General features: G+C 71.8%; 14 protein-coding genes and 1 riboswitch. Of the genes, 9 read left to right on the top strand and 5 right to left on the bottom strand.

The window, feature by feature from the left end:
- Nucleotides 1-195: 195 nt before the first annotated feature.
- Nucleotides 196-663, bottom strand: a complete 468-nt coding sequence (gene bcp / locus CCS38_RS21480) for a thioredoxin-dependent thiol peroxidase (RefSeq protein ID WP_030250220.1) — start codon at nt 661-663, stop codon at nt 196-198.
- Between the two features lie 283 nt (nt 664-946).
- Here bcp and CCS38_RS21475 point away from each other — a divergent pair, with 283 nt between their 5' ends.
- From CCS38_RS21475 to CCS38_RS21465, 3 genes are all read left to right on the top strand, one after another.
- Nucleotides 947-1267: a DUF3618 domain-containing protein gene (locus CCS38_RS21475; RefSeq protein ID WP_030250217.1), complete on the top strand. Its 321-nt coding sequence runs from the start codon at nt 947-949 to the stop codon at nt 1265-1267.
- A gap of 112 nt (nt 1268-1379) precedes the next feature.
- Entirely contained in the window at nt 1380-1682 is a 303-nt protein-coding gene (locus CCS38_RS21470; RefSeq protein WP_019711573.1) for a GroES family chaperonin, read from the top strand.
- Nucleotides 1683-1792: 110 nt separating this feature from the next.
- Nucleotides 1793-1858: riboswitch (guanidine-III (ykkC-III) riboswitch) on the top strand.
- Nucleotides 1859-1904: 46 nt separating this feature from the next.
- Nucleotides 1905-2225 carry a DMT family transporter gene (locus tag CCS38_RS21465; protein ID WP_030250211.1) on the top strand — a complete coding sequence of 107 codons (321 nt, stop codon included), beginning with the start codon at nt 1905-1907 and terminating at the stop codon, nt 2223-2225.
- 63 nt (nt 2226-2288) lie between these two features.
- On the opposite strand, the gene CCS38_RS21460 is transcribed toward CCS38_RS21465, so the two are convergent.
- Nucleotides 2289-4577 carry a transglycosylase domain-containing protein gene (locus tag CCS38_RS21460; protein ID WP_223734936.1) on the bottom strand — a complete coding sequence of 763 codons (2289 nt, stop codon included), beginning with the start codon at nt 4575-4577 and terminating at the stop codon, nt 2289-2291.
- A 329-nt stretch (nt 4578-4906) separates the two neighbouring features.
- Here CCS38_RS21460 and CCS38_RS21455 point away from each other — a divergent pair, with 329 nt between their 5' ends.
- From CCS38_RS21455 to CCS38_RS21440, 4 genes are all read left to right on the top strand, one after another.
- Nucleotides 4907-5710 carry an ABC transporter permease gene (locus CCS38_RS21455; RefSeq protein ID WP_223734935.1) on the top strand — a complete coding sequence of 268 codons (804 nt, stop codon included), beginning with the start codon at nt 4907-4909 and terminating at the stop codon, nt 5708-5710.
- Nucleotides 5711-5771: 61 nt separating this feature from the next.
- Nucleotides 5772-6536: an ABC transporter permease gene (locus tag CCS38_RS21450; protein ID WP_223734957.1), complete on the top strand. Its 765-nt coding sequence runs from the start codon at nt 5772-5774 to the stop codon at nt 6534-6536.
- A 2-nt stretch (nt 6537-6538) separates the two neighbouring features.
- Complete coding sequence (locus CCS38_RS21445) at nt 6539-7516, top strand: ABC transporter ATP-binding protein (protein ID WP_223734934.1); 978 nt, start codon at nt 6539-6541, stop codon at nt 7514-7516.
- Nucleotides 7517-7552: 36 nt separating this feature from the next.
- Nucleotides 7553-8251 (top strand): DUF1707 SHOCT-like domain-containing protein, encoded by a 699-nt coding sequence (locus tag CCS38_RS21440; RefSeq protein ID WP_223734933.1) that lies wholly within the window; start codon nt 7553-7555, stop codon nt 8249-8251.
- Between the two features lie 26 nt (nt 8252-8277).
- On the opposite strand, the gene CCS38_RS21435 is transcribed toward CCS38_RS21440, so the two are convergent.
- On the bottom strand, nt 8278-9585 hold the full coding sequence (locus CCS38_RS21435) for an SGNH/GDSL hydrolase family protein (protein WP_223734932.1): 1308 nt from the start codon (nt 9583-9585) through the stop codon (nt 8278-8280).
- 259 nt (nt 9586-9844) lie between these two features.
- Here CCS38_RS21435 and CCS38_RS21430 point away from each other — a divergent pair, with 259 nt between their 5' ends.
- A complete protein-coding gene (locus CCS38_RS21430) occupies nt 9845-11194 on the top strand; it encodes a DUF445 domain-containing protein (RefSeq protein ID WP_223734931.1) in 1350 nt (449 codons plus the stop codon).
- Between the two features lie 71 nt (nt 11195-11265).
- A complete protein-coding gene (locus tag CCS38_RS21425; protein WP_223734930.1) occupies nt 11266-11973 on the top strand; it encodes a class E sortase in 708 nt (235 codons plus the stop codon).
- Here the strand turns inward: CCS38_RS21425 and CCS38_RS21420 are convergent.
- Nucleotides 11970-12986 (bottom strand): SCO0930 family lipoprotein, encoded by a 1017-nt coding sequence (locus tag CCS38_RS21420; RefSeq protein ID WP_223734929.1) that lies wholly within the window; start codon nt 12984-12986, stop codon nt 11970-11972. The two genes, CCS38_RS21425 and CCS38_RS21420, sit on opposite strands and share 4 nt — an antisense overlap.
- A gap of 175 nt (nt 12987-13161) precedes the next feature.
- Nucleotides 13162-13540, bottom strand: a 379-nt coding sequence (locus CCS38_RS21415) for a ferredoxin (protein ID WP_223734928.1), incomplete at its 5' end; no start/stop codon positions are given.

The raw sequence follows: 13540 nt of genomic DNA, 5'->3' as shown, positions 1-13540 counted from the left end.
GAAAGGGGCGCCTGCGCGGATAGGGAGCCGGTCAAACCACTTTGGAGGCAGAACGCGAGATTCGTCACTCGGTGTGGGCCGTTCAGGGCCAGTGATGGGGAGGGGTTGAGGAGCGGGTGGCCTGCCGCCGGAGGGTGCCCCCGGCGGCAGACCGCCGCGCCTGTCTCGGCCGTGGGCCGAGAGCGGTCCCGGGACTTACAGCCCCAGGTCCTTGATGATCTTGGCGACGTGGCCGGTGGCCTTGACGTTGTACAGGGCGCGCTCGACCTTGCCCTCCTCGTCGACGATGACGGTGGAGCGGATGACGCCGGTCACCGTCTTGCCGTAGAGCTTCTTCTCGCCGAAGGCGCCGTACGCTTCCAGGACGCTCTTGTCGGGGTCACCGAGGAGGGTGACCTTCAGCTCCTCCTTCTCGCGGAACTTCGCGAGCTTCTCGGGCTTGTCGGGGGAGATGCCGATGACGTCGAAGCCGTGGCCGGCCAGGAAGTCGAGGTTGTCGGTGAAGTCGCACGCCTGCTTCGTGCAGCCGGGGGTCAGGGCCGCGGGGTAGAAGTAGACGATGACCTTGCGGCCCTTGTGGTCGGCGAGCGAGACCTGCTTGCCGTCCGCGTCGGGCAGGGTGAAGGCGGGGGCGGTGTCGCCGGGCTGCAGTCGCTCGCTCATGGTTCTCCTCAGAAGGGGAAGAAGGGTGGGTCGGTGGTGCGTGCCGACCTCGGTGGGCGTGTGTTCCGTTCCGAGGTTACTGAGGGCCCGCCGACAGGCCCGTAGGGCCCGACCAGGGTTGAGATACCGGCCCTTGCGCCATCGGCCGGTTCCTCTCTTTGTACGCCGCGTGGGCGCGTTGATCGGGGGTGCCGTGGAGCGGGACGGGTGGTGAACTGACAGACTGTCCATCAGGAACCATCGAGGATCTGTATTCACCGGCCGAAACGACGGAGGCAGCGCGGTGTCGGATGCCAGGACCCCTGCGCAGATCGAGGCGGACATTCTCCGCCGGCGGCAGGAGCTCGCCGTGACGCTCGACGAGATCGGCGTGCGGCTGCACCCCAAGACGATCGTCGGCGACGCGAAGGCGAAGGCGGCGGCGGCCGTGGACCGTACGGCCGGGCGGGCGTACGTGGTGGCGAACCGAGCGGTCTCCGATGTCCGCTCGCAGCTGGTGTCGGAGGACGGCGCGCCGCGGATGGAGCGGATCGTGCCGGTGGCGCTGGTCGCGGTGGGTCTCGTGGGGCTGATCGCGATGAGCGCGCGCAAGCGTCGCTCGTAGTACCGGGGGCGTTACCTGCCGGGCCGGGGCACGGCTTGTGCCCGGGTGCAGGTACGGTCTTGGCGTGAGCCCGAACAACACTCAGGACAGCCACGACAAGCTGCCGATCCGGATGCTGCACGACAGGGTGCTCGTCCGTACCGATATCGCCGAGGGCGAGCGGCGCTCGACCGGCGGCATCGTCATTCCGGCGACGGCCGCGGTAGGCCGCCGGCTGGCGTGGGCCGAGGTCGTCGCGGTGGGGCAGAACGTCCGCACCGTCGAGCCGGGGGACCGGGTGCTGTACGACCCGGAGGACCGTGCCGAGGTGGAGGTGCGCGGCGTCGCGTACGTGCTGATGCGGGAGCGCGATCTGCACGCGGTGGCGGCGGAGCGCCTGGAGGGCGCCGAGGACTCCACCGGGCTGTATCTCTGACGGCCCGGGCGGTACCTCCGAGCCGGCCCCTTACTCGTCCGGCAAGGCCCTGACCTGCGCGAACCCATATTTCTGCGGGCGGTGACCGGCGTCACCGCCCGTTTCGCCATGGCTTGCTATGGTCGAAGACATCCCGACGAGACGCGCCGTACCGGGTCATGACAAGACGACGCACCCCTGTAGATGCGCGCACGTGTGTGCGCTGGTCATGGAGGTGCCGTCATGGCATGGATACTGCTGCTCGTCGCCGGTCTGCTGGAGGTCGGCTGGTCGATCGGGATGAAGTTCACCGAGGGGTTCACCCGGCTGTGGCCCAGCCTGTTCACGGGCGCGGGCATCATCGCGAGCATGGCCCTGCTGTCGTACGCGGCGAAGACGCTGCCGATCGGTACGGCGTACGGCGTGTGGGTGGGCATTGGTGCCGCCGGCGCGGCGGTGGTGGGCATGGTGGTGCTGGGTGAGCCGGCGACCGCGGCCCGGATCTTCTTCATCTGTCTGCTGCTGGTGGCCGTCGTGGGCCTGAAGGCGACCTCCGGGCACTGAGCCCGTGGCGAGAGCGGAATAACGGACCCCGGTGGCCGCGTGGCCACCGGGGTCCGGTGTGTCCTACTGCTGTCCCGGCGGTGTTCCCGGTGCTCCGCCCGGACCGCCTCCCGGTTCCACCGTCGGGAAGTCCTCGGTGGGTGCCGTGGAGGGCGGCGGCTCGGACGGGAAGGTGGGCTCCGGCGGTTCGACGGTGGTGGGCGGCGCGCTGGTCGGCGGGAGCGTGGCCGTGGGCGGGGTCTGTGCCGGGGTGCTGGGCGCCCCGGTGTCGCCGCCCGGGGTGGTGGGCGGTGCGGTGGCCGTGGGCGCCGGTTCGGTGGCGCCGCTCTCCAGCTCCAGGTCGAAGTCCTCGACGGGCTTGCCCTCCAGCGCGGCCGCGGTGTAGTCGGCCCAGATCTCGGCGGGGAAGCCGCCGCCGTTGACGCGGGCCAGGCCGCCCGCGCCGTACAGCGGTTCCTGTGCCGCGGTCTTGGGGTTCTGGCCGAGTACGGCGATGACGGTGGCCAGGTCGGGGGTGTACCCGGCGAACCAGGCGGCCTTGTCCTCCTCGGCGGTGCCGGTCTTGCCGGCGGCGGGGCGGCCGGCGGCGCGCGCGGCCGCGCCGGTGCCGCCGGGGCTCTCGACGACGCTGCGCAGGATGGAGGTGGTGGTGTCGGCGGCCTCGCGGGGCATCGCGGTCTGCTGGGGCCGGTCGGGCAGGGTGAGGTTCTCGCCGTTCTTGGTGATCTTCTGGACGAAGGTGTACGGGACGCGCTTGCCGTGGTTGGCGAGGGTGGCGTACGCGCCGGTCATCTGGAGCACGCTGGGCGTGGCGGTGCCGAGCGAGATCGCGCCCTGGGACTCGGCGAGGCCGGGGGTCTGCGCGGGGATGCCGAGGTCGACGGCGGTGTCCCGGACCTTGTCGGGGCCGACGTCGATGCCCATCTGGGCGTAGACGGCGTTGACGGACTTGTCGGTGGCCTCGCTGACGGTGATCTGGCCGTAGCTCTTGTCGTCCTCGTTGGCGGGGGCGAAGCCGGTGGGCTGTCCGTCGCTGATGGTCATCCGCTTGTTGGTGCCGTCGTAGACGGTCTGCGGGGTGATCGTCTGGCCGTCCTGGGTGGTCGCGTGGTTGGCGACGGCGGAGGCGAAGACGAAGGGCTTGAAGGTGGAGCCGACCTGGTAGTCGGCGCGGGTGGCGCCGTTGACGAACTGCTGGGCGTAGTCGATGCCGCCGTACATGGCGACGACCTTGCCGGTGGCGGGGTCGATGGAGGCGCCGCCGGCCCGGACGTTCTTGTCGGCGTCGCGGTTCTTCTTGTCGAGCCGGTCCATCAGGCGGTCGTCGACGGCCTTTTCGAGGGCGAGCTGCTTCTTCTTGTCGATGGTGGTGGTGATGCGGTAGCCGCCGCCGGCCAGGTCGTCCTTGTCGAGGATGTCGTTCTCGGTGAGGTAGTCCTTGATGGCGTTGACGAAGTAGCCGCGGCGGCCGGCGAGGCCGGAGGGGGTCTTGGCCACGCCGGGCGGGTCGAACTTTATGGCGGCGCGCTGGGAGCCGGTGAGCCAGCCCTTCTTGACCATGCCGTCCATGACGTAGTTCCAGCGAGCCTCGGCGCGCTGCCGGTTCTCGGGGTGGACGACGATGTCGTACTGGCTGGGGGCGTTGAGGAGGGTGGCGAGGTAGGCGCCCTGAGCGACGTTCAGGTCCTTGACGTCCTTGTTGTAGTACGCCTGGGCCGCGGCCTGGATGCCGTAGGCGTTGCGGCCGTAGTAGCTGGTGTTGAGGTAGCCCTCCAGGATCTCGTCCTTGCTCGCCTCGCGGTCCAGCTTGATGGCGATGAAGAATTCCTTGGCCTTGCGGGTGACGGTCTGTTCCTGGCCGAGGTAGTAGTTCTTGACGTACTGCTGGGTGATGGTGGAGCCGGACTGCTTGCCCTTGCCGATGACGGTGTTCCAGGCGGCGCGGATCATGGCGACGGGGTTGACCGCGGACTCGTTGTAGAAGTTGCGGTCCTCGGCGGCGAGGACGGCGTGCTGGACCTTCTTGGGGACCTGGCTGAGCTTGACGTTCTCGCGGTTCACTTCGCCGTCGCGGGCGAGCTGGGAGCCGTCGGTGAAGAGGAAGACGTTGCTCTGGGCCTTGGCGGCCTGGTTGGCGGGCGGGATGCCGACGAGGAGGTAGCCGGCGAGGAAGCCGCCGACGATGATCAGCAGGATCACCAGGATGCCGCCGAGGGTCATGCGCCAGGTGGGCACGGCGCGGCGCCAGCCGGTGCGCCGTGGGCGGCTCTTCTCGTCGGGTGGCGCGGTGCCCGGTTCGTCCTCCGGGGAACCGTTACTTCCCTGGCCGTCCTGCTGCGGATCGTCGTTCATGTCAGTACTGACTCCTCGGCCGCCGCCGATGGTTGTGCTGCGGCGGGATCGGTGCCGTAGCGGGCGATGAGCGCCCCACGTCAAATAAGGGCTTTATATTGCAAAAAGAAGCTGTCGCCCGATAAAGAAACTGTCGCCCGATAAGAAACTCTCGCATCATGCGTTCCAGGCCCAGAGGGTGGCACGCACATGTGACCGGTCTGTGACCGGCTGAATGGGTCCCCTGCCTCACCGGCACGGGTGATAAACGCGTGGTGCGTCCCCGCCGACGGGGCTAGCCTCGGGTGTTTTGGCACCGGTTGGCGGGGGGCGGGGCAGTGGGCGGAGCCGTGGCACTGTACGCGGCCGTCGCGCGGGGCGGTTTCCGGCGGTACGCCACGTACCGCACCGCCACGGCGGCCGGCGTCTTCACCAACACCGTCTTCGGCTGCCTCATCGCCTACACCTACCAGGCGCTCTGGCACGAGCGGCCGCACCTGGGCGGGTACGACCAGGCGCAGGCGCTGACCTTCGTGTGGGTCGGCCAGGCGCTGCTGGCGACCGTCGCCCTGACCATGGGCGGCGGCTTCCACGAGGAGCTGCAGGAGCGCATCCGCAGCGGCGACATCGCGGTGGACCTCTACCGCCCGGCCGATCTGCAACTGTGGTGGCTCGCCGCCGACCTGGGCCGGGCCGGCTTCCAGCTGCTGGGCCGCGGGGCGCTGCCCATGGTGGCCGGCGCGCTGCTCTTCGACCTCGCGCTGCCCGCCTCCCCGCTCCTGTGGACCGCGTTCCTGGCGTCGGTGGCGCTCGCGGTGACCGTCAGCTTCGCGCTGCGCTACCTCGTCGCGCTGTCCGGGTTCTGGCTGCTGGACAGCGCGGGGGTGGCCGTGATCAGCGGGCTGGCCGCGCTGTTCTTTTCCGGCACGCTGCTGCCGCTGCGGGTCTTCCCCGGCACGTTCGGCGAGGTCGTACGGATGCTGCCGTGGTCCTCGGCCCATCAGGTGCCGGCCGATGTGCTGCTGGGGCGGTACGCGGGCCCAGGACTGCTGGGGGCGCTGGTGTTCCAGGCGGGCTGGGCTGCGGTGCTGCTGGCGGCGGGCCGGCTGCTGCAGGCCGCGGCCACCCGGAAGGTGGTGGTGCAGGGTGGCTGAGTCCTTCGGGCGGGCCGCGTCGGTGCGGCACGGCGTACGGGCGTACCTGCTGATCGTAGCGATGTGGGTCCGGTCCACACTCACCTACCGGGCGTCGTTTGTGATCATGGCCGTCGGCAATGCCGCGAGCAGCGGCCTGGAGTTCGTGGCGATCCTTCTGATGTTCTCGCACATCGACGAACTCGGCGGCTTCGGGCTGCCCGAAGTGGCCCTGCTCTACGGTGCGTCGGCCACCGCGCTGGGCCTGGCGGACCTGCTGCTGGGCAATGTGGAGCGGCTCGGCAGCCGGGTGCGCGACGGCACGCTGGACGTCCTGCTGGTGCGCCCGGCGCCCGTGTACATACAGGTGGCCGCCGACCGCTTCGCGCTGCGCCGCATCGGGCGGCCGCTGCAGGCCCTGGCGGTACTGGGCTGGGCGCTGACCCGTGTTCAGGTGGACTGGACGCCGGACCGGGTGGTGCTGGTCGTGGTGATGCTGCTGAGCGGCGCGGCCATCTTCGGCGCGATCTTCACCCTGGGCGCCGCTTTCCAGTTCGTCGCCCAGGACGCCGCCCAGGTGCAGAACTCCTTCACATATGGCGGAAACGCGATGCTGCAGTACCCGCCCACCGTCTTCTCCAGGGAGCTGGTCCGGGGCGCCACCTTCGTGATCCCGCTGGCCTTCGTGAACTGGCTGCCGGCGCTGCGCCTCCTCGGCCACGACGATCCGCTGGGGCTGCCGGGCTGGGTGGACTTCCTGGGACCCGTGGTGGCCGCGGTGATGTGCGGGGGCGCGGCGCTGGCGTGGCGGGCGGGGCTGCGCGGTTACCGGAGCACGGGGAGCTGACCATGACGGACGGTACGGAGCCGGATTTCATCGAGCTGGCGGAGGTGGCGAAGGTCTTCCAGGTGCGGCGCAGGGCGGGCCGGCTGCGGCGCACCAGGCACGAGGTGCGGGCCGTGGACGGCATCTCCTTCACCGTCGGGCGCGGCGAGATGGTGGGCTACATCGGGCCGAACGGCGCGGGAAAGTCCACCACCATCAAGATGCTGACGGGCATTCTGGTGCCCAGCGCGGGCCGCATCCGGGTGGCCGGAATCGATCCCTCGCGCGAACGCACCCGGCTGGCCCGCCGGATGGGCGTGGTCTTCGGGCAGCGCACGACCCTGTGGTGGGACCTGCCGCTCAAGGACTCCTACGAGCTGGTGCGGCGGATGTACCGGGTGCCCTACGACACGTACCGCAAGAACCTCGACCGGTGCGTGGAACTGCTGGATCTCGGGCCGCTGCTGGCGGCGCCGGTGCGGCAGCTCTCGCTGGGGCAGCGGATGCGCGGGGACATCGCGGCGGCGCTGCTGCACGACCCGGAGGTGCTGTACCTGGACGAGCCGACGATCGGCCTCGATGTGATCAGCAAGGCGCGGGTGCGGGACTTCCTGCGCGAGGTGAACGCCTCGCTGGGCACGACCGTTCTGCTCACCACCCACGACCTCACCGACATCGAGCAGCTGTGCCGCCGGGTGATGGTGATCGACCACGGGCGGCTGGTGTACGACGGCGGGCTCGCGGGGCTGCACGAGGCGGGGGAGAGCGAGCGGACGCTGGTGGTGGATCTGGCGCGGGAGATGGCGCCGATCGAGGGCGTGCCGGGCGCGCGGACGGTGAAGGTGGACGGGCCGCGGCAGTGGCTGGCGTTCCCGGCGTCGCAGAGCGCGGCGCCGGTGGTGGCGGCGGTCGCGGAGCGCTGGCCGCTGGTGGATCTGTCGGTACGGGAGCCGGACATCGAGGACGTGATCGCGCGGATGTACACCGGACGCGCCGAATGAGGACCGGACGGGCGGTTCGCTGCTTACGCTGTCCGTATGAATGACGAACTCCCCGAACTGCGGGCCTCGGACGCCGACCGGGACCGGGTCGCCGAGGTCCTGCGGGACGCGCTGGCGGAGGGCCGGCTGGGGATGGAGGAATTCGACGAGCGGCTGGAGGCGGCGTACGCGGCGCGTACGTACGGCGAGTTGGTGCCGCTGACGGCGGACCTGCCGGCGGCCGGCGGCCGTGCCGAGCCGGTGCTCCCCGTGGCCGGGCGCGGGGACGGGACGTCCTGGCCGGAGCGGATCGTGGGCAGCGAGGGCAGCTCCTCGGCCGGGATCGCGGTCATGAGCGGGTTCCAGCGGACCGGCCGGTGGACCATCGGGCGGCGCTTCACCGCGGTCGCGTTCTGGGGCGGCGGCGAGATCGATCTGCGGGAGGCGCGGTTCGCGGACCGCGAGGTGGTCGTCAACTGCATCGCGATCATGGGCGGGGTGCACATCGTCGTACCGCCGGGCGTCGAGGTCGACGTGCGCGGCATCGGCATCATGGGCGGCTTCGACCACAGCCTGACGGGCGAGCCGGGGGAGCCCGGGGCGCCCCGGGTGATCGTGACGGGCCTGGCGTTCTGGGGCGGCGTCGGCGTCGAGCGGAAGCTCACCAAGGCGGAGAAGCAGCGGCTGAAGGCCGAGCGCCGCGAGCGCAGGGCCGTGGAGAAGGACGAAAAGCGGCGGCGCAAGGAGCTGGGCTAGCGTCCCGCGCCGCCGTTGTCACAGCTTTACAGCGCCGCCGGCGCCGTCCCCTTGAGGTGCTTGAGGTTCACCGAGCGGGCCATCGCCTTGTAGCCCTCGTCGCTGGGGTGCAGGTGGTCACCGGAGTCGTACTCGGGCAGCAGCCGGTTCGGCTGGGCGGGGTCGCGCAGCGCCTTGTCGAAGTCGACCACGTTGTCGTACACGTTTCCGGCCCGGATCTGGGCGTTGACGGCCTGCCGGACCTGGTCCATCCGGGCCGAGTAGCCGCGGTGGCCGTAGAACGGGGTGAGCGTGCCGCCGGTGACCCGCAGGCCGCGTGCGTGTGCCTGCTTGACGACCTTGCGCATGCCCGCGACCAGCTTCTCGGGGTCCCACTGGCGGGGGGTCTTGAACATGTCGTTCAGCCCGATCTCGACGATGACGGCCTGCACGCCGGAGCGGGAGAGCGCGTCGCGGTCCAGCCGGGTGAGCACGCTGGGGCCGTTGTTGGGGGAGTAGCGGCTGCCGTCGATCAGCAGGCGGTTGCCGCTGATGCCCTGGTTGAGGACGCCCAGGCGGGGCGCGCCGGGCTCCTCGCGCAGCCGCTCGGCCAGGAAGTCGGTCCAGCGGTGGTTGGCACCCATGGTGGAGGTGATGCCGTCGGTGATCGAGTCGCCGATCACGACGACCGAGCCCTTGGCCTCGCGGCTGTACACGTCCACGCCGGTGAGGTAGCGCCAGTACGGGCTCTGCTCGGTGTACGCCGTGCCCGCGTCGTCCGCTGCCCGGTCGCCGCGCGCCAGGTAGGAGGTCTGGCGGGCGTACGGGTGGTAGGTGACGGGCCCGGAGGGGGCCGGGGAGTACGTGGTGACCAGCAGATCCGCATCGTGCGGCACGTCCAGCCGCACGGGGTCGCTCGTTATCGCGCCGCCGGCCGGGATGACGACGGAGGTGCGCTCGCCGAAGGTGAGGCGGCGCATCGTGCCGGCCGCCGCGGTGGGGTTGTTCGGGGCCGCGGCCAGCGCGATGGTGGCGTGGGTGATGGCCAGCGGACGGGTGCCGTAGAGGTTGGAGAGCTGGATACGGGCGCTGGAGCCGCCGACGCTGGTGTGGATCACGTTCCGTATCGACATGCCCGCGTATCCGTCCAGGGTGCCCGGCTCGGCGGCCGCAGCGGAGGCGGACCAGGTGCCGACCCACTGGCCGGAGACGGCGGGGGCCGCGGAGTTCGGATTGTGCGGATCGCTGCCGGTGCCGCCGCCGTTGCCGCCGACCCCGACGAAGATCGCGGTCGAGACGAGGACCACCACTGCCGCCAGGCCGGCGAGCAGGGCGTAACCCACACTTTTGTTCATGCGGGGGCGTTCTCCTGGAGAAGGCGGAGCCACTGGCTCCGGATGGGCAAGGGCAGCGTCTGATCAGCGGCGCCGTCGCAGTCCGATCGATCCGTCATGATCCCATGTCGGCCCGTGCGGATGCCCGGCGGCTCCCTCCCGCCGGGCAGGCTGAGAGGCGGTGCGCTCGACCTGTGGGACGACGGGAACTCGTGGTTCGTTCCAGGAGGGGGACCGGGACTAGGTCACAGTTGGACATACACGGGGACGGGGCGAACGGATGGAGCGGATGGAACGGACGAAGACGGACGTGGCCGCCGGTGCGGAGGGGACTCCCGCGGCCGGCCACGCCGCCGGCCCTGTGGCCGGTTTCACATTCAACGAGGCCGACGAGGAGAAGCGGCGCGGGGTGCGCCGCATGAAGACCCTCGCCACCTGTCTGCTGCTGGCCGTCGCCGTGGTGTACGCGCTGGCGAAGTGGGCGGGCGCGGCCGGGGCCGGCGGCTGGACGGGCTATGTGGCGGCGGCCGCCGAGGCGGGCATGGTCGGCGCGCTCGCCGACTGGTTCGCGGTGACCGCGCTGTTCCGGCGGCCGCTCGGGCTGCCCATCCCGCACACCGCGATCATCCCGACGAAGAAGGACCAGCTCGGGCAGTCGCTCGGCGACTTCGTCGGGGAGAACTTCCTCTCCGGCGAGGTCGTACGGCAGCGGCTGTGCAAGGTCGGCATCGGCCGCCGGCTCGGCCGCTGGCTCGCCGAGCCGGAGCACGCGGACCGGGTCACCGCCGAGCTGTCGACGGCGCTGCGCGGCGCGCTGACCGTGCTGCGCGACTCCGACGTGCAGGCGGTGGTCGGCGAGGCGATCACCCGCCGCGCCGACGCGCAGGAGATCGCCCCCGGGCTCGGCACGATGCTGGAGAAGGTCGTCGCGGACGGCGGCCACACCCGGATGGTCGACCTGGTGTGCGCGCGGGCGCACGACTGGCTCGTCACGCACTCCGCCCCCGTCATGGCGGCGGTGGCCGGCGGCGCGCCCGGCTGGACCCCGCGCTTCGTGGACCGCAAGGTCGGCGACCGGGTCTACAAGGAGCTGCTGCGCTTCGTGACGGAGATGCGGGACATGCCGGACCACCCCGCGCGCGGCGCGCTGGACCGCTTCCTGACCGACTTCGCGGGCGACCTCCAGACCGATACGGACACCCGGGCGCGGGTGGAGCGGCTGAAGTCGGAGGTGCTGGGCCGCGGCGAGGTGCAGGACCTGATCGCGTCGGCGTGGGGTTCGGTGCGCGCGATGATGGTCGCGGCCGCCGAGGACGAGCGGAGCGAGCTGCGGCTGCGGGTGCGCGGCGCGCTGCTGTCGCTGGGCAAGCGGCTGGCCGCGGACGGCCGGCTGCAGGGCAAGGTCGACGGCTGGCTGGAGGGCGCGGCGGTGTACGTCGTCACGACGTACCGCGCCGAGATCACGTCGCTGATCACGGACACGGTCGCGGGCTGGGACGCCGAGCACACCTCGAAGAAGATCGAGGCGCACATCGGCCGGGACCTGCAGTTCATCCGGATCAACGGCACGGTCGTGGGCGCGCTGGCGGGCCTGTGCATCTACGCGGTGTCCCGCGCGTTGGGCGGCTGACGCGGGCACAGGCCGGCTGACGTGGCGTCAGCACTCTGGTGATTGCCGCTTCCAGGCCCTACCGTGCCCGCGTGCGGCAGCGGATACCGGTGGTGGTGCGACTGGTGTGGACGGCGGCGGAGCTGGCGGTGACCCTCGGCGCCGTCCTGGTCCTGCTCGTCGTCCATCAGCTGTGGTGGACCAACCAGGAGGCGCAGGCGGACGCGCGGCAGCGGGTGTCCCGGCTGGAGCGGGAGTGGCGAGCGCCCGCGCCGCGGCCCGCTCCCTCCGAGGCCCCGAGCGCCACGCCCGAACCCGGGCCGGCGGAGGAAGCGCCCCGCTCCGCCCCGGACCCGGCGTACGCCGTCCTCCGCATCCCCCGCCTCGGCGTCACCGCGCCGGTCGCGGAGGGGGTCGGCAAGGCGGGCGTGCTCGACAAGGGGTACGTGGGCCACTACCCGCGGACGGCGCAGCCCGGCCGCGCGGGGAACTTCGCGCTGGCCGGTCACCGCAACACCCACGGTGAGCCGTTCCGCCGCCTCGACCGGCTGCGGCCCGGCGACACCGTACGCATCGACACCGCCGAGGCCCGCTACACCTATCTCGTCGAGCGGACGCTGCCGCAGACCACGCCCGGCGACGGGACGGTGCTGGCGAGGATCCCGTACAGCTCCGTCCATCCCGGCCACCGCTTCACCGAGCCCGGGTACTACCTCACCCTGACGACCTGCACACCGGAGTACACCTCGACGTACCGGCTGGTGGTGTGGGGGCGGCTGGCGAAGGCCGAGCCGCGTTAGTACGCGCTGGGTGCCGCTTCCGCCGACTTGGTGATCTTCTCGCCGTCCGGGCCGACCGCGAACCAGGTGCCCTTGACCCCCTGCCCGTTGACGTCTCCGGGCGCCTTGTCCCCCTTGAACAGGTACATGGGCCAGCAGTCCACGGCCAGCTGCTCGGTGCCGTCGGGGCGCTTGACGGTGGTGATCAGCTTGGCCGGGACCCCCTCGATCTTGCTCTTGTCGGCCGGTTTCGCGGGTTTCCAGGTGTCCAGGCAGGCGCCGGTGCAGGCGAACTTCATCGGCCAGGGGCTGTCCTTGGTGAAGCGGTAGAGCGTGCGCCCCTCGCCGTCCACGAGGAGCTTGCCGAGGCGGGGGTTGTCGGCGACCGAGACGTCCGCCTCGGGGGCGGCGGGGGGCTTCTCCGGGGCCGCCTCGCCGGCCTTGCCGCCGTCCGCGGCGAGCGCGAACCAGGTGCCGCCCACGCCCTGGCCCTTGGTGTCGCCGGGCGCGGTGTCCTTGGCGTACCGGTACACCGGCCAGCCGCCGAGGGTGAGCTGCTTGCCGCCGTCGGCGCGGGTGACCGAGCCGAGATCGGCCGCGTTGATGCCGGTGGCGGCCTTGGCGTCGGCCGCGGGGACCGGCGGCCAGGTCGAGGCGCAGTCGCCCGCGCAGTTGGACTTCGGCGGCTTGGCCGTGTCCTTGTCGAAGCGGTACAGGGTCAGGCCCTTGCCGTCGGTGACGACCTTGCCCAGCCCGGGCGCCTCCTTGACGGCGAGGGTCTTGGCGGCCGCGCCCAGCCCGCCGGCCGCGGCGCCGCCGCCCGCGTCCTCGCCGTACTCACCGGCCTTGTCGGAGCCCGGCCCGTAGCCGGAGCCGTTGTCGGAGGTGCCCTGGCCGGCGGGCTGGACCCGGTCGTCGGCGGCGGACGACGCGTAGTCCTTGCCGCCGCAGGCGGTGGTCAGGGCGAGCACGGTGAGCGCGGTGAGCGCGATGCCCGCTTGGCGGCGGTTGACCGAGGCGGCTCGGGTGTTCATGGGATCTCCTTCGGTGGGGGCGGCGGAGGTGCCGTCGGGACGGGGATACGGACCGGGATACGGGAGGCGGGTCGGCCGCCGTTCAACGCCTGCGGAAGTTGTCACTTCACGTCAAAAGGGGTTGTACGGCGGGCAGTTCGGGGTTCGGGACGGATCGGCGTACGTCCGTTCGGGATCAGCCGGGGGCGGGCCGGACGCGCAGGGCCAGCGCCGGGCAGCGGCGGACGGCGAGCCGGGCGCGGCGGCGCATCCGGGCGGGCAGCGCCATGGCCGCCTGCTGCGGATAGCCGTCCGGGCCGAGCCGGACGACGCCGGGCGCGAGGTCGGCGCAGAGGCCGTGGCCCCGGCAGAGCGTCCAGTCCACGACCAGCTGTTCGGCGGGCTCGGCCGCGGGGCCCTCGTCGGCGGGCGGTGCGGCGCTTCCGGGCAGCGGCAGGGCGCCCAGGACCGGGCGCCCGCAGCCGCCGCCGTACGCGTGCGCCGCGACCTCCTCGGGGAACGCGGCCAGCGCGGAGGCGACGAACCGGGCCGTGCCGTCGGGATGGCCGCACGCG

The sequence above is a fragment of the Streptomyces purpurogeneiscleroticus genome, from assembly GCF_020024005.1.
Classification (GTDB): domain Bacteria; phylum Actinomycetota; class Actinomycetes; order Streptomycetales; family Streptomycetaceae; genus Streptomyces; species Streptomyces purpurogeneiscleroticus.
The sequence above is the reverse complement of the archived record's forward strand: the minus strand, read 5'-3'. Positions and strand labels throughout refer to the sequence as shown.